19 protein-coding genes are annotated in these 21,601 nt (G+C 67.7%); 3 read left to right on the top strand and 16 right to left on the bottom strand.

What is annotated here, in order from left to right:
• Positions 1–240: 240 nt before the first annotated feature.
• Complete coding sequence (locus tag ACPUER_RS25410; protein WP_425132441.1) at positions 241–1,224, bottom strand: AraC family transcriptional regulator; 984 nt, start codon at positions 1,222–1,224, stop codon at positions 241–243.
• On the opposite strand from ACPUER_RS25410, the gene ACPUER_RS25405 reads away from it, so the two are divergent.
• Positions 1,205–1,417 carry a hypothetical protein gene (locus ACPUER_RS25405; RefSeq protein WP_425132440.1) on the top strand — a complete coding sequence of 71 codons (213 nt, stop codon included), beginning with the start codon at positions 1,205–1,207 and terminating at the stop codon, positions 1,415–1,417. The genes ACPUER_RS25410 and ACPUER_RS25405 overlap by 20 nt on opposite strands.
• Here ACPUER_RS25405 and ACPUER_RS25400 read toward each other — a convergent pair.
• The gene (locus ACPUER_RS25400) at positions 1,401–3,035 is read right to left on the bottom strand and encodes an AMP-binding protein (RefSeq protein WP_425132439.1); all 1,635 of its coding nucleotides are present in this window, start codon (positions 3,033–3,035) and stop codon (positions 1,401–1,403) included. The two genes, ACPUER_RS25405 and ACPUER_RS25400, sit on opposite strands and share 17 nt — an antisense overlap.
• A gap of 343 nt (positions 3,036–3,378) precedes the next feature.
• Here ACPUER_RS25400 and ACPUER_RS25395 point away from each other — a divergent pair, with 343 nt between their 5' ends.
• Positions 3,379–4,479: an AraC family transcriptional regulator gene (locus ACPUER_RS25395; protein WP_425132438.1), complete on the top strand. Its 1,101-nt coding sequence runs from the start codon at positions 3,379–3,381 to the stop codon at positions 4,477–4,479.
• 25 nt (positions 4,480–4,504) lie between these two features.
• On the opposite strand, the gene ACPUER_RS25390 is transcribed toward ACPUER_RS25395, so the two are convergent.
• Positions 4,505–5,998 carry a HAMP domain-containing sensor histidine kinase gene (locus tag ACPUER_RS25390; protein ID WP_425132437.1) on the bottom strand — a complete coding sequence of 498 codons (1,494 nt, stop codon included), beginning with the start codon at positions 5,996–5,998 and terminating at the stop codon, positions 4,505–4,507.
• The gene (locus tag ACPUER_RS25385) at positions 5,995–6,717 is read right to left on the bottom strand and encodes a response regulator transcription factor (protein WP_034185037.1); all 723 of its coding nucleotides are present in this window, start codon (positions 6,715–6,717) and stop codon (positions 5,995–5,997) included. Before ACPUER_RS25385 ends, ACPUER_RS25390 begins: the two co-directional genes overlap by 4 nt.
• Here ACPUER_RS25385 and ACPUER_RS25380 point away from each other — a divergent pair.
• A complete protein-coding gene (locus ACPUER_RS25380; protein ID WP_425132436.1) occupies positions 6,716–7,204 on the top strand; it encodes a hypothetical protein in 489 nt (162 codons plus the stop codon). The genes ACPUER_RS25385 and ACPUER_RS25380 overlap by 2 nt on opposite strands.
• A gap of 325 nt (positions 7,205–7,529) precedes the next feature.
• Here the strand turns inward: ACPUER_RS25380 and ACPUER_RS25375 are convergent, their stop codons facing one another.
• The 12 genes from ACPUER_RS25375 to ACPUER_RS25320 all read right to left on the bottom strand — a co-directional run.
• Positions 7,530–7,853, bottom strand: coding sequence for an H-type lectin domain-containing protein (locus ACPUER_RS25375; protein ID WP_425132435.1), 324 nt, complete (start codon positions 7,851–7,853; stop codon positions 7,530–7,532).
• Between the two features lie 548 nt (positions 7,854–8,401).
• Positions 8,402–9,169, bottom strand: coding sequence for a hypothetical protein (locus ACPUER_RS25370; protein ID WP_425132434.1), 768 nt, complete (start codon positions 9,167–9,169; stop codon positions 8,402–8,404).
• Positions 9,170–9,757: 588 nt separating this feature from the next.
• Positions 9,758–10,336, bottom strand: a complete 579-nt coding sequence (locus ACPUER_RS25365) for an AidA/PixA family protein (protein WP_425132433.1) — start codon at positions 10,334–10,336, stop codon at positions 9,758–9,760.
• 368 nt (positions 10,337–10,704) lie between these two features.
• Complete coding sequence (locus ACPUER_RS25360) at positions 10,705–12,150, bottom strand: hypothetical protein (RefSeq protein WP_425132432.1); 1,446 nt, start codon at positions 12,148–12,150, stop codon at positions 10,705–10,707.
• 134 nt (positions 12,151–12,284) lie between these two features.
• Entirely contained in the window at positions 12,285–13,280 is a 996-nt protein-coding gene (locus ACPUER_RS25355; RefSeq protein ID WP_425132431.1) for a hypothetical protein, read from the bottom strand.
• 3 nt (positions 13,281–13,283) lie between these two features.
• Positions 13,284–14,585 (bottom strand): hypothetical protein, encoded by a 1,302-nt coding sequence (locus ACPUER_RS25350; RefSeq protein WP_310133435.1) that lies wholly within the window; start codon positions 14,583–14,585, stop codon positions 13,284–13,286.
• Between the two features lie 3 nt (positions 14,586–14,588).
• Entirely contained in the window at positions 14,589–15,971 is a 1,383-nt protein-coding gene (locus tag ACPUER_RS25345; RefSeq protein ID WP_425132430.1) for a hypothetical protein, read from the bottom strand.
• A 39-nt stretch (positions 15,972–16,010) separates the two neighbouring features.
• Positions 16,011–17,063, bottom strand: a complete 1,053-nt coding sequence (locus ACPUER_RS25340) for a hypothetical protein (protein WP_175964030.1) — start codon at positions 17,061–17,063, stop codon at positions 16,011–16,013.
• Between the two features lie 50 nt (positions 17,064–17,113).
• On the bottom strand, positions 17,114–18,895 hold the full coding sequence (locus ACPUER_RS25335) for a hypothetical protein (RefSeq protein ID WP_175964029.1): 1,782 nt from the start codon (positions 18,893–18,895) through the stop codon (positions 17,114–17,116).
• 58 nt (positions 18,896–18,953) lie between these two features.
• A complete protein-coding gene (locus ACPUER_RS25330) occupies positions 18,954–20,426 on the bottom strand; it encodes a S8 family peptidase (RefSeq protein WP_425132429.1) in 1,473 nt (490 codons plus the stop codon).
• A complete protein-coding gene (locus ACPUER_RS25325; protein WP_243567112.1) occupies positions 20,423–21,244 on the bottom strand; it encodes a hypothetical protein in 822 nt (273 codons plus the stop codon). Before ACPUER_RS25325 ends, ACPUER_RS25330 begins: the two co-directional genes overlap by 4 nt.
• Positions 21,241–21,601: hypothetical protein (locus tag ACPUER_RS25320; protein ID WP_425132428.1), on the bottom strand; the 361-nt coding region annotated here is incomplete at its 5' end. The genes ACPUER_RS25325 and ACPUER_RS25320, both read right to left, overlap by 4 nt.

Below are 21,601 nucleotides of genomic sequence, written 5' to 3'. Positions count from 1 at the left end.
ACATGGTGACAAAATCGGCCACGGGTTGCGTGGGCGCGGCCGGAAACGGCCGGCTGGATAAGGGTTTGGCCTGAGCCGGTTTCGATGAAAACGGTGAGCAATCGATGTGCCGGCCGGTGGGGCCGAAGCGACGCAGCATGCCGGCGGCAACGGGAGCCGGTTATGGGAATCGCCTATGGGAGCCGGCCATGGGAGCGAACACAGGAAGCCGGTTATGGGAACCGGTTTGAAAAAAACGCACTACGCGCGCCGCCGATATGTCCCCGGCGTACTCCCCGTCCAGTGCCGGAACGCGCGATGAAACGCACTCGGATCGTCGAAGCCGATATCGGCGCCGATCGCCGCGATCGTGTCGGGCGTATCGGTCAGCCGCTGAATCGCGATGTCGCGCCGCAGTTCATCCTTGAGCGCCTGGAACGTCGTCCCTTCGGCGGCAAGGTGGCGGCTCAGCGTGCGCACCGAGCAATGCAGGTGCTCGGCCGCCTGGTCGATCGCGGGCAGGTCGGGCAGCGCCGCCGACAGGTACTGCCGCACGCGATGGCACACGAGCTGTTCGCTGAACGATTCGAAGATCCAGTCGCCGGGCGCGCGCGCGAGAAACTTGCGCAGGTTGCGCTTGCTCTGCCGGATCGGCGCATCGAGGTAGTCCGCGCTGAAGCGCATCAGCGTGCGCTCGCAGTCGAACTGCACGGAGCCGGTGAAGAAGTACAGGTGGTCGACCGCATGGCGCGGCCGCGGGCACGCGAACTCGATCCGCAGCAGCGGGATCTTCTGCCCGATCAGCCAGGAGCACACGCCGTGCACGAGCTTGAGCATCAGCTCCTGACCGAGCGCGCCGATCGGGCCGATGGCCTCGTTCGGGCGCAGCAGCACCTGTGCGACGAGACCGTCGCGCTTCGATTCGACGAAGAAGTCGTCGAGCAGGATATGGAAGAACTGGCCGAAGCGATGCAGCGCCGTTTCGAGGTTGCGCGCATCGAGCAGGCTCAGGCACAGATACTTCAGCGTGCCGCCGCGCAGCGGGCGCGAGAAGATGCCGGGCATCTCGTCGTCGAGGTCGATCGCGAGCGTGCGGTACAGCGTCGAGAACTGCTCCTCCGTCACGCGCGCATGCGGCTCGCCGAGCAGCTCGATCGGAATGCCGGCCCCGCGCAGATAGCGTTCGACCACGTCGCGCTGTGCGCCCGCGCTCGCGAGGAAACCGTTGACGAGCGAGATCGGCACCGTCGCGCTCGGCGACGGCAGCGCACGCCCGGGCCGGGCGGAAAGTGAATCTGAGCCGGTCATCGCGTCCCCGTCGATCGAACCGCTCGCATTGTACTTGAGCGGCCCGCGCGTCACCTTCGGGGCCTTCGGCGCGCCGGGCCGCGCCGCCGCGGCCGCGCGGCGCCTCGGCGCCATCAGTCGGTGCGGCTGAGTTCCCGGCGCAGGATCTTGCCGACCGTCGACTTCGGCAGCCGGTCGACGAAGCGGACGAGCTTCGGCACCTTGTAGGCCGCGAGGCTCTCGCGGCAATGCGCAACGATCTGCGCCTCCGTCACGTCGGCATCCGGCGCCAGCACCACGAACAGCTTGACGGCCTCGCCGGTGCGCGCGTCCGGCACGCCGATGCATGCGCATTCGGCAACGCCCGGCAGCGCGGTCGCGACGGCTTCCACCTCGTTCGGGTACACGTTGAAGCCCGACACGATGATCATGTCCTTCTTGCGGTCGACGATCCGCAGGAAGCCGGCTGCGTCGAACACGCCGACGTCGCCGGTGCGGAAATAGCCGTCCGCCGTGAACGCGGCCGTATTCGCTTCCGGCTTCTGCCAGTAGCCGGTCATCACCTGCGGACCCTTCACGCAGATCTCGCCCGCTTCGCCGATCGCGACCTCGCGATCCTGGTCGTCGAGCAGCTTCACGTCGGTCGACGGCAGCGGCAGGCCCGTGGTGCCCGTGAACGCGTCGATCGATTGCGGGTTGAACGACACGACCGGCGACGTTTCCGACAGCCCGTAGCCCTCGCGGATAAAGTTGCCCGTCACCGCCTTCCAGCGCGACGAGATCACGTCGATCACCGCCGCGCCGCCGCCGGCCGACAGCTTCAGCCGCGACCAGTCGACTTCCTTCAGGCGCGGATGGCCGGCGAGCCCCGCGTACAGCGTGTTCACGCCGACGAACACGGTCGGCCGCGCGGCCTTCAGCACGTCGATGAACGCGTCCATGTCGCGCGGGTTCGCGACGAGCCAGTTCTGCGCGCCGATCGCGAAGTAGGACAGGAAGTTCACCGTCAGCGCGAAGATGTGGTACAGCGGGATCGCGGTGACGACGACTTCCTCGCCCGGCACCCGCGCGGCCGCCACGATCGCCGCGAACTGTTCGATGTTCGCGACGAGGTTGCGGTGCGACAGCGCGGCGCCCTTCGACAATCCGGTCGTGCCGCCCGTGTATTGCAGCAGCAGCAGGTCCGCGCCGCCCAGCGCGACCGGCTCGCACGCGAGCGATTCGCCTGCGGCGATCGCGTCCGCGAGCGCGATCGAACCGGGCGGCAGCGCGTCGCACGCACCGGCCGGCGCGTCGACCACGCCCAGATCGCCGCGCCCCACGCTCAGCACCGTACGCACGCGCGTGCCGCCGACCACGTCGGCGAACGTGCCCATCGACCCGCCGCACACCACGGCGACCTCGACGCCCGCGTCGTTGAGCTGATGCCCGAGCTCGTGCGCGGTGTAGTGCGGGTTCACGTTGACCTGGATCGCGCCGATCCTCGCGACGGCGACGAACACGACAGGAAACGCGAGCACGTTGGGCAGCATCACGGCCACGTGATCGCCCTTGCGGACCCCGACGACCTGCTGCAGATAGGCGGCCAGCGCGGTCGACTGGCGATCGACGTCCGCATAGGTCAGCGTCTGACCCGACGCGCGGAACGCCGGCTTGTCGGCGAACCGGCGCATCGCGTCGTCCAGCAGCGCATTCATCGAGGGATGTCGATCGGCGTCGATCTCGGCGGGGATCGCGCCATATGACGCGGTCCAGTGTCTGTTCGTCATGTCTCGCTCCTGGAGGACAGCGCACTGCCCGGCCGGGAACCGCCCCGGGCCGGCCTCGCGCCGTTCGCACGGCGGCCTGCACGCCTGGGTGGCGCGGGCCGTCGCCTGATCGGCGACTATCGCCCGCGCGACGCGCTTTGAAAATGATTCGGCCGGCCGAAAAGATGATCGAAACGGACACGACACCGGCGGCCTGCCGGTCGCCAGGCCCATCCGTCAGGCCGCGCACCGCGAGCAGGCCACGTGCGCCAGCCCGCATCAGGGTGAACCCTGTGGCGCCCGGAACCGTTCCCGCTCAGAATTGCGTTCCGTCAACGATATCGATTCGGACGCAGGACCCGTCATGCCGCGCAGTGTGCTCTTGAACCCGACGGCTGCCCGCGCAGACCGCCTGCCGGACGCCCCGCCCGCCCACGCATTGCGCGAGAAGCGCTTCTCGCCGGCCAAGCTGGCCGTGCTCGTCGCGATCGCGGCGGAGGCCGGCCTCGACCCGGCCACGGTGCTCGACGGCACGGGCCTCGATCCGGCCGCCGTCGCCGATCCGTTCACGCTCACGTCGCCCGAGCAGTTCCTCCGCGCCGCGCGCAACGCGATCGGCCGTTACGACGGCACGGATCTCGGCGTGCGCGTTGGCCGCCAGCTGCACGCGTCGAGCTACGGAATGTACGGCTACGCGATGCTGTGTTCGGAATCGCTCGCGCACGCGTTCGACTCGGCGGTCAAGTATCACCGGCTCGCGAACGGCATGCTCGCGATCCGCTGGGTCGAACAGGGCGACACCGCATCGTGGCTGTTTCCGGACCGGCACGAAGTCGCGCTGCCCTGTCTCGACGAGCCGCTGTACCGCTTCCTGATCGACATGCAGTTCGCGCTGCACGTGACGATCATCAAGGACGTGATGGGCGCGTGGTGCGTGCCGGCGCGTGCGCAGTTCACGCAGCCGGAGCCGCCGCACGCGGCGCTGCTGTCCGACGCGCTCGAATGCCCGCTCGCGTTCGACCAGCCGCGCAACGTGCTCAGCTACCCGGCCGCGTGGCTCACGCGCGCACCGCAGCTCGCGAACCCGATCACCGCCGCGCAGGTGTCGTCGCACTGCGCGCGGCTGCTCGACGAACTGCGCACCCAGTCGGGCGTCACGCGCCGCGTCTACCAGGAACTCACGCGCATGCCGGGGCAGTTCCCGGACCTCGACGCGATCGCACAGACGCTGTGCATCACCGCGCGCACGCTGCGCCGCAAGCTCGAGGCCGAAGGCACGTCGTACAGTGAACTGCTGACGAGCGTGCGCAAGGCGCTGGCGATCGACTACCTGACCACGACCACGCTCAGCACCGAGGACATCGCGCTGACGCTCGGCTTCAGCGACGCGGTGGGGTTCCGTCACGCGTTCAAGCGCTGGACCGGCAGGACGCCGAGCGACGTGCGGCGCAAGCGCGGCGGCTGAACGCGGACGCCGACGCTGACGAATTTCAGCGCGCGTCGCCGGCCGCCGGCGACGCGACCGCCAGCGCAAATTCGAACACCGCGCCGCGCCCGGCCCGATCGACGAGCCGGATGCTGCTGCCGTTGAGCGCCAGCATCCGGTGCACGATCAGCAGGCCGAGCCCGCCGCTCGTCACCGTGCCGCCGCTCATCGGCCGCTGCGGCCGCTGGAACAGCCCTTCGCGGCGCGCCGCCGGAATCCCTTCGCCGGTATCCGACACGGTCACGACCACGCGGTCGCCCCGCGGCTCCAGCGCGACCTCGACCTCGCCGTGCGAAGGCGTGTGCCGCAGCGCGTTGTCGAGCAGGTTGGTCAGCACGCGCTCGATCATCCCGAGATCGGCCGACACGACCGGCACGCGCGGCGGGATCCGCGCATGCAGCGCGATGCCGCGCGCCTGCGCGGCCAGCTCGAATTTCTGGAACACGTCCTGCACGAGATCGACCAGCGAGAACGGCTCGCGCTCGGCCTGCACGCCGCCCGATTCGAGCCGCGCGAGTTCGAACAGCGCCTGCGCGAGCCGGCCGACCTTCGCGCTCTGCGCGAGCGCGATCGACAGGTAGCGCCGCCGTTCGGGTTCGGCGAGCGCGTCGGACTTCAGCGACAGGGTCTCCAGATAGCCGTGCAGCGACGTGAGCGGCGTGCGCAGGTCGTGCGAGATGTTCGTGATCAGTTCGCGCCGCTGCTGGTCCTGGTGCGTCAGCGCGCGCCACTGTTCGCCGATCCGGTCGGCCATCTGCGCGAACGCGGATTCGAGCACGACGATGTCGTCGCCGCGCCGGCCCGGCGGCGAGCGCGGCACCGGCGGCTGCGTGTCGGGCACGCCGTTCGCGTCGAAACGTCGCATCGCGTCCGTCAGCCGGCGCAGCGGGCGCGTGATGAAGCTGAACGCGGTGAGGCCCGCGAGCAGGCCGAGCAGCGCGACGACCGCCATCGACCACAACGTCGTGCGCAGCACGTTGCCGGCGTCGACGCGCGCGGCCAGCCGGTCGTGCGCCTCGCCGAGCAGCACCACGTAGATATAGCCCGACGGCGGCTGCCCGGCGCGCTGCAGCGGCGCGGCGCTGAACACCTTGCGCGCGTCGGGGCTGCGCGGATCGTCGCCGAGGATCGGCAGCGGCTGGCCGGCAATGAAACGCTGCACGGGAGCAAGATCGACGCGGTCGCGCTTCACGTGGCCGGGCGGCGCATCGTCGCCCTTGATCCGCCCCGCGTTGTCGAGCAGGTACACCTCGACGCTCGGGTTCACGCCCATCAACTGGCCGAACAGCGTGCGCACGGCGTCGGGGCGCAGCCCGTTCGCGTCCATCAGCGGCGCGCTGTTGGCGATGTTGGCGGCCAGGTCGCGCGACAGCGCCTGCACGACTTCCTTCTCGCGCATGTCGTTCGCGCGGATCTGCAGCCACGCCGACGCGCCGGAGCACGCGAGCAGCAGGACCGAGAACACGAGCGACAGCCGCTGGGTGAGCGTGAGTTTCATGACGCGTCCCGCTGGCCCGGCGCGGCGAGCTTGTAGCCGCGTCCCCACACGGTGAGGATCCGCACGGGCTCGGCCGGATCGGCCTCGATCTTCGCGCGCAGCCGGTTGATGTGGGTGTTGACCGTGTGTTCGTAGCCTTCGTGCCGGTAGCCCCACACGGCATTGAGCAGGTCCATCCGCGAGAACACCTTGCCCGGGTGCCGCGCGAAGAAATACAGCAGGTCGAATTCGCGCGGCGTGAGGTCGATGCGCGCGCCGTCGACGCTCGCCTCGCGCGCGATCGGGTCGATCGACAGCCCGGCGATGTCGAGCGTGCCCGCGTCGATCCGCGAATCGCGCGCGAGCGCATCGACGCGCCGCAGCAGCGCCTTCACGCGCGCGACGAGCTCGAGCACCGAGAACGGCTTCGCCAGATAGTCGTCGGCGCCGAGCTCGAGGCCGAGGATCCGGTGCACCTCGCTCGAGCGCGCACTCGTGATGATGATCGGCGTGTAGCGCGTCATCGCACGCGCGCGCCGGCAGATTTCGAGGCCGTCGACGCCCGGCAGCATCAGGTCGAGGATCAGCGCGTCCCAGTTGCCCTGTTCGAGCAGGCGCAGCCCTTCGGCGCCGTCCGCGCTGTGCACGACTTCGTAGCGCTCGTCGCGCAGGTGCAGGCTCAGCACGTCGGCGATGTCGGCGTCGTCCTCGACGATCAGGATGCGTTTCGGATGGTCCATGGCGGTGGGCGGCGGCACGTCGGGCTCGGGTTCGGTAACGGTTGCGACAACGGTGGTCGGGATTGCCGGTTGCCGGGGGCGAATCGCGGCGCAACGCCGCGCTGCCGCCATTGTGCAAAATTTTGCGGCGGCGAGTGATCACAAATCATTTAACTTTGAACGACGCATGCGCGGCGAACCGTGCGACACTGTCACCACGATGATCGATAGCGCGCACGCAATTGCCTCGCGCCTCGAGATTCAGTTGAAGGAACTGCACGAAGTGCTCGGCCCGATACTGCCCTTGTTCGCAGAACCCGTGCCCGAACTGATCGAGGAGCCGACTCCTGGGCCGAAAGCCGTGAGACAGCTTCATCATCTTTGTAACCGCATGAACGTCATTTCCGCTGCGCTGGGCATTCTTGCCCGCGACGCCGCGATCCAAGCCTGCTTATCACGATGGCGCGATGGCGAGCCGAATGGTGATCGGCGCAACACATCACCATAGCTGCGCTCGCCGCAACAGGGCGGAGTGGAGTTGACAGCGGGCTTCGCTACGCCACGCCCGGTGACGATCTTATTGCGCATCGGCGAACCTCAAGAATTCACGAGGGATTCCCTTCGTGTGGCCGATGTCGGATGTCGAATTGACATCTTTGCTTCGCAAACGGTGACGACTTCACTTCGGTCTACGGATGCGGCGCGTCGCTACGCGCGTTTCACGGCGAAACGATGCATGTGCCGCCCCCGAGTCGCGTTGATTGTTTCGGCACGTGCAACGATCAACGCGTCACGCCGAAGCGGCGCGGCAATCGCTCGATGCCCGATCACGTTCAATAACTCGGGACTTCCGCGATGTACGAGATGTGGAGATTCTGCCCCCAACCGGCGCCCGAATATTCCGGCCGCGAATAATCTTCCCGGGTGATGTTGACATTGAACCCGGTGGTCGTGACGTGGGTCACCGTCACCGAGAACGTGTCCGGATAGGAGGAGGACACGCTGGGATCCTGGAGAGCCGTCACAATGACAATGGGCGTGGTCGAAAACCCCACTGGGAAGTTGATTTTCCTGTTAAGCGGCAGGTTATATCCGGATTTCTGAGTGCCGCCCGGATAACTGCCGACTGCCTGTTTCGCCACGACTCTTTCCGGCATTTCAAGCTCCTTATGAACAAGGCGAGTTCTCGTCGTGAATGAGCCTCGCGTGAAAACATGCCGCGCGAGCGGGAAAAGAAAAGATGAGTGACTGTTCTGATATCGGCGGTACTACGCGCCGCATGCGGTTGCCGGCACGGCAGAGCTTGCCGGCAGCGGTATCGTGCGGTTCGCGCTGCGGGCAGGACAGACGGCTCGCCGGCCTGAATCGTGCAGTCGATGCCGCTGACGATGAAATCACGCGTTTCGTCCCGCGGCAACCATTCGACCGACACGCGCAGATGGTCGCCCGGCCGCCGCGCGTGCGGCCAGGCGAAATGCGAGTGCGGACGAATGCGCCGTCGACGCCGCGACTTCTCCCACGATAGAACACTTGGTCACCAAGACAGAAAGTGTGGCCGGAATTCGGTTCCGATGCGTCCCATCGTCGATCGACAATGGAAGCGGCAGAATTGCCCATTATTCCAGCCACCAGCGGTCCTATCGAAAGCAATGAACTCAGCAGAAACAGCACCGCACCCAATCACACGTATTGACATCGAGCCCCATCAACTCGGACGAAAATTAATGAAGGCCACCGTACCATCCCGAAGCACTTGAAACAATCCGACATTATTATCGTTAGCCACTGCCGTCACGCTCCCGGTAAAGCTCGAATCTGCCACACCCACCTTTTGATATGAACTTCCCCAGTAATTCGTGGGCGAACCAGTTGAGTATGCCAGACAGAACTGCCCCCCATCTACCATCCAAATCAGATACACCTTATTGGCGGAAGCAGCCAATACCGGAGCACCAATGGGCTGTGGCCCTGAATCCGTATCAAGAACTTTCCATTCATTGGATGACGAACCTTCCACGAGATAATCCAACGGGTCGTTAGGATTCAACGGAGACTCATTGTAGGCCGCATACACCATATTCTTGATCGACGGCCCGAAAACCGCGGCCGGACTCGGTGTGAAGCGAGTCGAAGACGAAAGATTATCATACGACCCGACCAGAGCGAATTGGCCATAGGAACCATATTGCCCCTGCGTTTGCGTCGCCTGGCGCATTTTCCCATCCTTGTCCACCGCCACCACTTGGACGCAATCCTTATACTGACCGCCGGTCATTAGAATTGCCCTGAATTCCTTTGCGCCGCTGTTCAGATCCTTTCCAATCTTGGCCCATTTCGACCATTTCTTTACCGGAACATTGTCATCGGCTTCCATCGTCTGCCACATGTTGCCAGCTTGGTCGAGTGCAAAAACTTCGAAACGGTCAATAGAGTTTTTAACGATTTGCAAGGCGTCGGCAAAATGCCGTCCCATTCGACAATCCATCGGCAGGAATGGTAGACTGCCTTACGTTTGCAGGCTGCGGCCCGGCCGGGGGAATATAACTGACCTGGATACCTGTATTCGACACCAGACGCGCCACGCCCATGTAACTCTTGTTCGCTCGCGTGACGGGAGCGGCGACGGCAGGACTTGCTGTGATCGGGTAGGTGTAATTCAACCAAGCACCCGTTCCGGTGTAGTCGATCGCGAACAGATCCAAGGTATTACTCGAGTCTTGTGCGAACGCGAATATTTTTCCATCAACGAAGATCGGTGCGATCAGACTATTGGCTTTAACCGCTCCATCGACATTCGCCCAGCTCGACGTGGGATTGACAGCCAGCTCATTCGCCCGAAAATCCTGGTTTGTAAATTCGGTAGATATATCGTTTACTTTCTCGTACTCGGCGCTTGGTCAGCCCTCTGGCGCCGCATGATGGATGGTGTGGTAGTAGCAGGCTTCACTTATCCTGCCAAAAGGCCGACACACACTTAAATGACACGAATCGTCACTTCTATTTAAAATATCCTCATCGACACAAATTCAGCTCGCGCACCGCTTTTCCGCGATTGACGCAATCACGAAACGTCAATCGACGGATCCCAGTAGAAATATCCAAGCGTCGTCGGCGTACCCGAATCATTTTGCGTGATATAAAATTTGACCAGATACGCCTCCCAGCCACGTACGGAAATGTTGGACGAGAGAAAATACTCAGGTACAGTTTGAATCCCGTATTTCACCGGATTGTTCGTATCTGGAATCGGAACCATCGGAAACACGACATTCGGGCTTGGATCGGGCGTCACCTGCACACTGTTTTTCTTATCTGGATTCCAATTGATTTCGTAGAGGATTACGCTGTAGCTAATATTCTCGGAAAGCGAGATTCCGGCCCACCGGATCTCGTCACCGACGTTTGCTTTGATATTCAATTGCGCCGTCGCCTGACCATCGATGACGTAATTTTTCGACCCCACCATGTAAATATCTTCATACCAAACGCCCAATGGATTGTCCGGCTTCCCCCCCGGCGAATTGGAGCCGATGTCCTGATGCCCATATTTAGTCAAAAGAGCTCCCGCATCGAAAACGACTTCTACATTGATAATATTACTCATTTCAGCCTCCGTGGCAATTTTCAGCGAACCGGGCACACAATGTTTCCCGGACTCAAAATTAGGTCGAGCACGCAGCCAGATCAATTACACGCGATTACACGACAACAAAATCCAGGGCCAGCCAAATATCAACGGCATGCGGATAGCGGCAGGGGATTTCAAAGTTAACGCGGTAGAGGGGGACGACGCCCGAGAGAGAGTCGGTGTTCCGAGCCGCAGCGCTGCAATTGCGTAAGCTCCCGGCGAAGGCATCCCTCGGAGTAAACCGGTGCCAATCACGCAGTCGCGAGTGCCCAGCGATGCGGCAGAAGCGCGGCGATGTCGTCGGCTCGGTGGGTCGACAAGCGAACGCTAAATAAACCCTAACAAGCGGACGCTTCGGGAACGGCTGCCGGGGCGCGCGCTCAGGACGCTGCGCGGCGTCCCGCTGCCGTTGCGCCGGCAGGCGATCGAGGTGCTGCCGCAGCGGATTGCGCTGGCGACGGGGACGCTGCGGCGCCAGGCCCGGAAGGCGGCTGCGGAGCAGGCGTATGCGTCGCAGCCGGTGGCGACGAGGACGCTTGGCCGGCGCCGGCTCCCCCTGCCGAGCCTGACGCGGCGGAACCCGAAGCCGCAGGCGCGGCGCCGGGCGGCGGGCGCAGCCCGCCGTCGAGCGAGGTCCGGCGAGCTGCCAGGTCGGCCTGTTCGGCGCTGCGCAGAGCGGCGCGATCGGAGGACAGGCGCGCCGCTTCGGCATCCGGATTGATCGTGTTGACGCGGATGCGCTCGACGTCGCCCACGCCCGCCAGCCGGTTCAACGGCACGTAGTCCGTCCGAAACACCAGTTCGACGCCGCTGCTCAGGTTGACGTCGGCGTGCGAACTCTCGGTCGTCTGGGTCCGGTCGGTCGACACGTAGCCGATCGTGCTCTGCACATTGGCCTCCGCGCCCCAGGGCCCGAAGCGTGCGCCGCCGCTCACGCCCACCGTGTTGCGCGTGTCGAATTGCGAGCCGCGGTCGTTGGCGGCGGCGCTGCTCGCGTCGATATGGAAATTCATCGCGGCGTTGAGCCGCCCGCTCTCGATGACGATGCGCTGCAGGCCCATCTGCACCATCGTCGCGAGCAACTGCTGGCGGTTGCGGGCCAGCACCTGCTGCGCGAGCGGCACCAGGCGCTCGGGATCGGAAGCCGGGACCGCGTCGCCCGGCCCCATTCCCAGTGCGCTGCGCAGCGCCGCTTCGGCCGGCGGAGACGCGCCCGGGCGCAACGTCAGCCGGGTCGCGGCATCGCGCTCGGCCTGCAGCTCCTGCTGGCGCTGGCGGCGCTCGTCCGGCGGCAGACCCGCCAATTCGTCGGCATCGTCCGCGGCCTCGTCGTCGCCGGTGACCTGGTAGGCGGCGGGGAAATGCTCGGCCAGCCACTGCCGCGCGCCGGCGATGCCGACGTTGCTGTCCGCGAAGCCTTCGGTGGTCTGCGCGACGTTGCGGATCAGGTCGACGAACGCGGTCAGCTGCTGCTGGTTCGAATCGTTCATCGCCTTGAAGACACCCGTGATCAGCTCGGTCACGAAGCGCGGGAACGACACCGCGTTGAGCACCGCCCGGGTGGTGCCGGCCATCCGGTCGATGGCGGTGCCCGAATAGTCCGAGCCGGCGTTCTGCGCGACGGCCAGCGCCGCGCCGGGACGCGCCGCGAGCGCGTCGTGGTCGAGCGCAATCGAGCCGATCCGTACCAGTCCGGACGCGAGATCGCGGCGCGTGGCCGGATCGAGGGCGCCGAAGCCCTGCTGCGCGGACAGCAGTTCGCGGACACGGTGGCGAACGTCGGGCCGCAGCACCGGCGAACGCGCAGAGCGCGCGGCCGCCGCCATCTCAACGGCTCCGCCGCGCGTCGCGCGTCCCGCGACGCGTAGCGCGCGGCCGGGGTGGCGACGGCGCGTCCACCGCCGTCGGTATCCCGGTTGTGCCGTCCGCATCGCGACGGCCTGAGCGACGAGGTTTCATGTCAGCGTCCGAGTGCCGCCCACGGGTTCTCCGGCGCAGCCGGCCCCAAAGCCGGCGGCACGCCGCGGCCGGCGTCCGGCGCGGCAGGCGCCTGGCCGTCGGGTTTCTCGCCGAGGCCGAGCGTTGCCTCGAGCCATTCGGCGGCGGCGGCGATCACCGGATTGTCGGTGGTCACCAGCGGCGACGCGCCGCCCAGCGCATCCGCGACGTCCGCCAGCCACGCGATCACGGTCATCCCGGCCTTGCCGCGCCGGACATGGGCGGCGGGCTGGCGCGGCGGCTGGCGCGAGAGCCGGCCGATGCCGGCGACCACGCCCCAGATGTCGTGCGCACCGAAGCCCTGACGCATGTCGGCATGGCCGAGGATCGCGAACGCGTCCCTGAGCATGCCGACGATCTCGCCGGCCATGAACGCGGTCACGCCGGTACACGCGGCGCCGAGGTTTTGCGCGAGCGAGCGGGCGGCGTTGCGGACCCGCGCCTGGTGCCCGAGATCTCCACGCGGGTCGGCGCCCGGCGTCTCGTCGAGTTTGTAGAGCGCCTCGCAAAGCGCGAGCATGCACTCCTCGAACTGGACGTTGCGCTCGGCATCCGCCGCCGCCGGGCCGTACGCGGTGCCGAACAACCGCGAATAGAACGCCGCGCGTTCGCCGGCCGCCAGCTTCTCGGCGCGGTGGCGCCACCAGTTGGCGACCAGCGGCCCCGCGCCGCCGAGATCGACGTCGACGGCGCCGCTCGCGGACAAGCCGGCGAGCGCCTCGACCGCGGGGATCACGCCCGCGGGCTCGAGATCGGCCGCCAGATAGAGCGACGCGAGCGCCCGCAGCTGCGCCTTGTCGACGCGCGCGGCAACGGGATCGGGGATCGCGATGTCGCCGAGCTCGTCGAGCGCGACGGCCAGGCCGTGCGCGGTCGCGCGCTCGACGAGCCGCTCCCCCGACCGGATGGCGACCGCGAGCCCGGCATCCGCCAGCGGGGCGATGAGCATGCGCGCCATGATTCAGTGCTGCCCGGCCGGCAAGCCGGCGGCGGGGGCCGGCTTGTTGGGGTTGTACGGCGTCGAGTTGCCCTGGATCACCGACATCATCTCGGGCGTCGCCATCTTGTCGAGCGGCAGGTAGTCGCTCTTGAAGTTGACGCGGACCTCGCCCGAGAGCTTCGCTTTCACCTCGGCTTTGGATTCGCTGGTGTCGTCGAGCGCCGACCCGACGGTGGCCACGTGTTCCTGCTGCCCCTCGAACGCGGCGTCGGCCGAATAAGGCGTGTACCAGCTGCCGTAGTGGGCGCTGAGCGATTCCTTGTATTTCTGGCTCTCGCGGTCGTGCATCGACGCGGTATAGGTGCGCTTCGCGGTGTCGCTGGCGCGCATGTCGAACACCACCTTGGCGTTGATCGACCCGTCGGTGACGACGATGCGATTGATGCCGAGCATGACCATCGACGACAGCAGCTGCTGGCGCTGCTTCGCCATCTGCAGGCGCGCCGCGGTGACGAGGCGCAGCTCGGACTTGTCGTCGGACAGGTCGGTCACGGGCGGATCGAGGTTGTAGTTGCGGCTGATCTCGGCGAGCCGCTGCGGCGCGTTGTCGCCCTGCGCCACCAGCCGCGACGGGGCCGCGGCGGCGGCCGCGCCGGCGCTGTCGGCGTCGAACGCGTCGGCGCCGTCCTGCGCCTGCACCGACAGCACGTCCGGGAACGAATCGGCGAGATAGTCGCGGCCGGCCCCCTCGCTGATGTTGTCGCTCATGAACTGGCCAGTGGTCTTGGCGACGTTGGCGATCAGCTCGCCATACGCGCGCATCTGCTCGATCGAGCTTTCGACGATCGCCTGGAACACGTTCTTGATGAGGCCGCCGACGAATTTCGGGAAATCGACCTTCTGCACCATCTGGCCGAACTGCTCGACGCCCTGCTTGACCGCGCCGGCCTGGAAGTCCTTGCCGGCGAAGCCGGGATCCTGCGACAGCTGGCGCTTGGTCGCGGTGACGGGATCGTCGGCCAGCGCGGCGGCGGCCGGCACCGGACGCGGTGCCGCGACGGGGCGCGCGAGGCCGGTAGGCGGCAGTTCGCCGTTCGCCTCGCGCTCGGCGATCTCGGCATGCACGCCGTTGGGATCGGCCAGGTACGCGAGCACCCGCACCGTATCGGCGGCGATGCGGCGGCGCTCGTCGTCGGGCAGGTCGAGGAACGACGGAATCGCGGTCAGCAGGCGGCGCACCTCGGGCCGCGTCGCGTCGAACGCGGCGGCGCTCGTGGGCGGCCGCACCGGGTGAAGCGCGTCGGGGGGAGCGGACAGGCGCATGGCTCAGTTTCCCCTGGCCGGAGCCGGCGCGGCGGCCGGTGCGGCGGCCGGTGCCGCAGCGGGTGCGGGTGCGGCTCCGGCCGGCGGCGTTTTCGGGCTGGGCAGCACGTTGGGATCGGCCGGCGTCGCGTTGCCGGTGATGGTGGCGATCATCTGCGGCGTCGCCATCTTGTCGAGCGGCAGGTAGTCGCTCTTGAAATTGACGTCGACCGCGCCGGACAGCTGGATCTTGGTCTGCATCGCCGCGTTGCTGGTTTCTGACGCGGCGGTCGACGCGGTGATGATCGGCTTGTTCTCGTATTCGTAGTCGCCCTTCGCGTAGTAGTCGGCGCTGTACTGGCGGCCGTTGTCCTTGTCGTTGCTGGAGTCGTACTTGCCGCCGCGGTCGTAGGTGCCCTTGCCGGCATAGGTCGTCTGGACGTTGCCGTCCTTGTCGCGGGCGAGGTCGACCGCGGTGGCGCTGCGCTGCTTGGAGAGCGTGTCCTGCGCGCGCACGTCGTAGATGATCTTCGCGGAAATCTTGCCGTCGGTGACGACGATGCGGTTGATGCCCATCAGCACGATCGACGCCAGCATCTGCTGGCGCTGCTTGGCGAGCTGCATCTTGAAGCGGTTGACGATGGCCAGCTCCGAGGCCTCGTCGGACAGGTCGAAGGTGTCGCCGTCGCCCATCTGCAGGCGGGCGCGCACGGTCTTCGACGCTTCGTCGGGGTCGACCCCGTCGCGCACCTGCACGCGCGGGCTCGGCGTATCGCCGCTGTCGTCCATGCCGATCTGGAACAGGTCGGGAAACTGGTCGACCATGTGATCGCGCGCCTGGTTCTCGGTCACGTGCTCGTCGGCGAACTGGCCGAGCGATTTCGCCACCTGCGCGATCATTTCCTGATACGCCTTCATCTGCTCGATCGAGCTGTGGGTGATCGACTGGAACACGCCGCTGATCAGGCTGGCGACGAAGGTCGGAAACTTGACCTGGTTCAGCAGCTCGCCCGCCACCGCGGCGCCTTCGTGCGCGGCCGACGCGGTGAATTTGGACTTGCCGATGGCCTCGACTGCCTGGTTGTGGACGTTGAAATCCTGCTCGTGCGCCGAATGATCCGTGTTGTCGTCCAGCGCGCGCGCCGTGGCGGTGCCCAGCCCGCCCGGAATCTCGTGGCCGGCAAACCCCTCGGGCCGCGCCAGGTAATCGGCGATCAACGCGGTGTTGCGGGCGATGTCGCGGCGATCGGCGTCGGGCATCGCGTTGAAGGCCTGCGATCGGGTCAGCATCTGCGCGACGCCGTGGCGCACTGCGTCGACCGGCACCGGCGGCGTGTGGCGCGGGGCGGCCGCGGCGGCGCGCGGGGGCGGCGCGATCGGCGTGGGACGGGCAGCTTGCGGGAACATGGCGACCTCGCGGGAAACGCGTGACGAAGCGATTCGGATTCAGCTGGCCTGGGCGAACGCGTCCACAGGCAACTCGAACTCGATGGGGCGCAGGTAGAGGCTCACCCGCGCCGGGCAAGCCGCGTCCGTGCGCAGGCTGATGATCGAGAAGCGGCCCGGCCAGTGCGCGTCCTCCGGCGTAAACGCGCCCATCCATTGCTCCAGCGCCTGCAGCCCGCGCGGGCGCTCGGCGAGCCCCATCGTCAGCAGGCTGAGGAATGCGGGCGGCACGTCGGGGATCGCCGAGAGCAGCACGTAGAGCTCGAAATCCGGCCCGTCCGGTCCCAGCCCGAACGCGAGCAGCGCGCCGTGCGGCGGCAGGTCGAACCGCCCGCCGAGCACCAGCCCCAGGAGCTGCATGATGCCGGGCAGGCGATGGCCGATGCCGAGCGCGTCCATGACCGGCTGCAGATCGGCGAGCCGCAGCGCCCGGGTGCACGCGAACGTGAGCCGCTGGCCGCCGAGGTCGCGCTGGGCCGCCATCGTGGTGAACAGCGGCTTGAGCCCGGGCACCATCCGCAGCACGGCCTGGACGATGCCGGCCAGGTCGCGCGGCAGGTTCTCGATCGTGCCGGCGTCGCCGGGCAGCTCGTAATACACCTTGGACGCGTAGAGCCCGTCGCGGTCGTAGCTGGAGCCGAAGAACGCGCCGTAGTCGAGGTTGCCGCCCGGTCGGGCGAAGCCCCGGAACGGCTCGCTCGCCTGGTCGAACCAGTGCAGCGCTTCGCGGCCGATGAAGTCGCGGATCAGCTTGCGCATTTCGCGCGTCGACGCGTCGCGCCGGTCGATCGCGGACGCCTCCGGCGGCAGCGGCTCGATCGTGAAACGCAGCTTGCCCGGCTGGCTTTCCGAGAAGCTGGGTTCGAACGGCACCGCCATCGGCATCAGCGCGTTGTCGCGGAACCGCAGATCGTCGGCGCCGTCGCCGAACGTGCGCAGGAACAGGTCGCGCGACGGCGCGAAAGGATCGGCGGTGCCGAGGCTTCGCGCGGCGCTCTTCAGGCGGCGTTCGACCCGGGCGACGACCGGCTCGCGGATTGAGGTCAGGGGCATGGCTCGGCTCCGGCAGGGTTCGGGGATGGCGCAGCGCACGCAACGCCGGTTCAGTGCGGGCGGTTCGAGTAGTAGCTCGCGCCGTTGTGCGTGCCGACGCCGTAGCCCGCCGTCACCGGCACGCCCGTGCCGAGGCCGATGCCGGCGCCGATATCGCCGACGCCGTCCAGCATCTCGCGCGCCATCGCCGGGATCGGCACCGGCTTCGACGTCATCTGCGGCGCCTCGCGCGGCTGCGAGAACTGCTCGATCTGCGTATCGGTGGTCGCGGTATCGGCCAGCCACAGCTCGCACGCGTTGACCAGGTCGTAGTCGGTGGGATCGACGGTCGACTTGTGGTTCGACGAGACGTCGGGATTGGCGATCTGGTCGATGCTGAGCAGCGGGCCGGTCGCCTTGTTGACGCGGTCGACGTTGTTGGCCAGCCACGCGGTGATGATCGTGCCGCAGGTCGCCAGCGTGCGATAGCGCGAGCTGGTGCGCGCGCCGCCCAGATCGTAGGTCGCGACCTGGTCGATCACCTGCCACATGTCCTTGGCGCCGTAGCAGCCGCGGATCTCGGGGTCCTGCAGCAGGTCGATCATGAACTTGACCTGCGACTGGATCTCGCGCGCGGCGTAATGCGCCATGCCGTAGCCGTGCAGCGAAAGGTTGCCGGCGAGATCCCGGGCGGCCTTGCGCACCTGCTGGTGGTTGATCGGGTTCGGCACGCTCGCGCGCAGCAACGCGTCGACCTCGGTCTGGCGCACGAACGACGACACCGACGACACGAAGCGGATCCACAGATCGTTGAATTCGCGGTTGCCCGCGGTATTCGGATCGCCGCCCGGGACGCCGAGCGTGATCGCCGCGAAGTTCTTGCGCTCCTGCTCGGAGATGCGGTTCGGCGTTTCGCGCCAGTAGCGATAGAGCAGCTTGCCGGCATTGCCCGGGCCGATCGGCAGCGTGCCGTGCTGGAACTGCTCGACGATGCGGTCGACGACCTGGAACACCTTGAGCTCGTCGAACATCGCGGCGACGATCATCGGGCCCATCACGCGCACGTTGTCGGCGACGATGTTCGCGTCCTCCAGATCCTCGAGGTTCGGCAGGTCGATGCCGAGATCGGCGATCGCATCTTCGCCGCCGATGTTCTGGATGGTGTTCAGCTCCTCGTTGATGCGGCGGCGCAATTGCGGCTCGTCGGCCTGGATCTTGCGGGCCTGCAGGCCGCGCATCACCCGCGCGAATTCGGTGGCGACCACGCCCGGCTGCTGCTGGCCGCTGCGGCCGTCGGGATCGCCCTCGATGCACAGCAGCGCCAGCACCCGCTGCGCGAGCGCCCCGTACGAATTGGCTTCGCCCACCGCCGCGAAGAACTGGCGGGTGAACGCGTTCATCAGCCCGTTGTCGTCGTCCGGCACGATCTTGCCGTCCGCGACCTTCACGGGCGGCGGCGTGGCCCCGTCCACCGCGAGGATGCCGAGCACCAGCGCGACCAGCGTGATCGACGCGGGCTCGTGGTCCGAATGCTTAGCGTCGTCCTCGCGGAATTGCAGCCGGCCTTCGTCCTCGGTAAGCAGCGGCGGGTTGACCAGCGACTTGCTGGCGAGCAGTGCGCGGGTGGCGACGAACAGCGGGTCGCAGACCTCTGCCACGTCGCCGGACGACGTCTTGCTGCGGTAGACGACGTCGAGAATGGCCTTGCACAGGGCAAGCTGCTGCCGCTCGGCAGCGACCAGCGGCCGCTTCAGCGACTCGAGCCGGTTGACGATATCGACCAGCCCGTCGCGTGCCCGGGTCTCGAGGTCGACGAAGTCGAGGAAGCGGACTTGATCATTGACATGAAACATTTAACTTCTCCTTGAAATCCGGTCGGTTCGAGGGAATGAACGGGATCCGGTGCACAAGTCAGCCGTCGTCGGCACTGCCTTCCTTGCCCGCGCAACCGTCGTCGCCCGCCGCTTCGTACGCATCGATGCGGCCGGACAGCGCCTGCAGCGCCGCCGCCGCGTCGAGAATGCCGGCGCCGCAGCCGTCGGCCGCGCCGGGCGCGAACGGGCGGGCGGTGGCGACGAGCAGATCGCGTACCGTCGCGCCGTCGAGCGGATAGGCGCGGCGCTGCGCATACGCGACGAGCAGCGCCGCGGCGCCCGCGACGAACGGCGCGGCGAAGCTGGTGCCGGTTGCAAGCTGATAGGCCTCGATCGCGCTCGTCAGCACCCGTTCGCCCGGTGCGCACAGCGCGACGTGCGGGCCGCGCGTCGAGAACGGGGTGGGCCGTCCGTCGTCGCCCACCGCACCGACCGCGATCACCTGCGGGTAGGCGGCGGGCCAGTAGCGGGTGACGCTGCCGTCGTTGCCGCTCGCGGCAACGAGGATGCAGCCGCGTGCGGCGGCATACGCAATCGTGTCGGCATGCGGTTTCGGGCGGTTGGCGGCGATCGTCGCATCGTCGGTGCCGAAACTCATGTTGATGACCTTGGCGCCGAGGTCGACCGCCAGCTTGAGCGCGCGGTCGAGGTCGGCGATCGCGCCGAGCCCGACCGCGTGCGCCTTGCCCGGCAGGCGGGCGGCCGCCAGCGCGCGCATCGGCAGGATGCGGCAATCGCCGCCGAGTCCGCGCGGCATCGCGACGCCCTCGGCGGCGATGATGCCCGCGCAGCCCATGCCGTGGCCGACGAAGCGGTCCTCGGGAAAATCGCCGCGATGGCCGTGGCCGCTCAGCAGCTGCACGCCCGGCGACAGATCGCCGGGCTCCAGCCGCACCGTGTCGGCGCCCGCGCGGAACGCGTGGGCGAATTCGGGATGCTGGCGGGCGATGCCGCTGTCGATGAGGCCGACCGTGACGCCGCTGTCGCCCCGCTCGATCGCATGCGCGTCGGCCATGCGCACCAGCGCGCGGGCATCCTGCGCGAACCGCGCAGCCGGCGGCACCGGCGCCAGCCGGCCGGGCGCGTCCATCGGCACCATCGCCACGTAGTTGGGCGTCACGCTCTCCACGCTCGCGAGCTGCGCGAGCGAGTCGCACAGCGCGCCGATCGGCGTACCGGCCGGCACGCGCAGCAGCAGCGTGCGGGCCATGCCCGTCGCCTGTTCGACCGCGTCGTAACCGTGGTGCGCCTGCCCGGGCACCCAGCGCCCGGCCAGCGCGCTGAACGGGCGCACCGCGAGGAAGCGGCCGGCGAACGCGACCACGATGCGGTCGACCGGGCCGCCGTCGATGCATTGCGCGGCGGCCAGCGCGCCGCGCGTCACGTCGCGGATCGACGGCACATGCTCGGGCGCTTCGCCGAGCGCCAGCTTCAGGAGCAGGCTGGTCGGCAGGCTGAACTGCCGCTCGCCGGGCGACGCCCACGGCGTGCCGAGTGCATGGATCGTCATGGCCGCGTCTCCTCCTGACCGGGAACGGCGGCCAGGGTCATCGGCCTCGCGGCGGGCGCCGGCGGCGGCGCGAAGGCGCTCAGGTCGAACGCCACGGCGGCGGCATGCCGGCTCGTTGGCGACACGGCGAGTTCGCCGGCCCACTGGTCGTGACCGGGCGCGAGCAGCAGCTCGTCGTCCGCCGATTGCAGCACGGCGACCGGGCGATTGCCGATCCGCACCAGCGGCGCGTGCCCGCCATTGACGAGATTGCGCCCGACCACGCGCAGCAGCGGCGACGCATCGGGCAGCGCGTCGGTGGCGGGCGCCACGGGCTCGACCCGCTCGACACTCGGCGCGGACGCCCGGTCGAGCGCCCGGCGCAGCCGGTCCACGGACAGGTTGGTGACGCGGCCGATCGCATGCACCATGTCGCGCTGCTCGGCCTGCCGGAATTGCCTGACCGTGCGCACGCCGGCCCATTCCAGCCGCTTGCGGTCCTCGGCCGAGAGTTCGTCGCCCAGCGCGTCCAGCGGCTGGTCCTTGCTGTCCTCGGACAGCGCGATCGCGTTCTCCTCGATCGCCGGCCGCGTGATGGTCGTGAAGACGAGATGGAAGGTGCTGCTGTCGGTGTCGCCCGGGCCGGCGGGGCGAATCCAGACCTCGCTTTCGACGAATTCGACATGGGCGCGCAAATCGAGGTTGACGTCCTTGATCGCGAAGGTCAGCGGCAGGTTCAGGTTGCGCGCCTTGATCGCCATCGCCGCCTGCGCGTTGTCGAGCTGGCTCTGCACGGCCTGGATGAAATCCTCGAGGCGCAGGCTGGCGTTGCTGTTCATTGCCCCGCTCCGCCAGCCGGCACGGCTTCAAGGACGATCACGAGCCGCGCCGGCTCCGGATCGAAGGCCGTGCGGGTCAGGAACTGCGGCAGGTCGCCGACCAGCTCGATGCCGCCGGCGCCGCGCGCGACGCGCAGGTCGAGCGGCAGCTCCATGGCCAGCGAGCGCACCTGCAGCCCCTGCGCCGCACCCGCGGTCAGCAGTTCGGCAACGTCGGCAAACGCGCCCAGCGTCTCGCCCAGCGGCCGCTGCGAAATCATGCCGGTTCTCCTCGAGTGGATGCGGGCGCAGCCGGAGCAGCGGGCGCGGCGGGTGCGGCCGCCGCCGGCAAGGCAGGCGTCGCCGCGGGAGCGGGCG

This window comes from Burkholderia sp. DN3021 (assembly GCF_049805555.1).
Taxonomy (GTDB): domain Bacteria; phylum Pseudomonadota; class Gammaproteobacteria; order Burkholderiales; family Burkholderiaceae; genus Burkholderia; species Burkholderia pyrrocinia_C.
The sequence above is the reverse complement of the archived record's forward strand: the minus strand, read 5'-3'. Positions and strand labels throughout refer to the sequence as shown.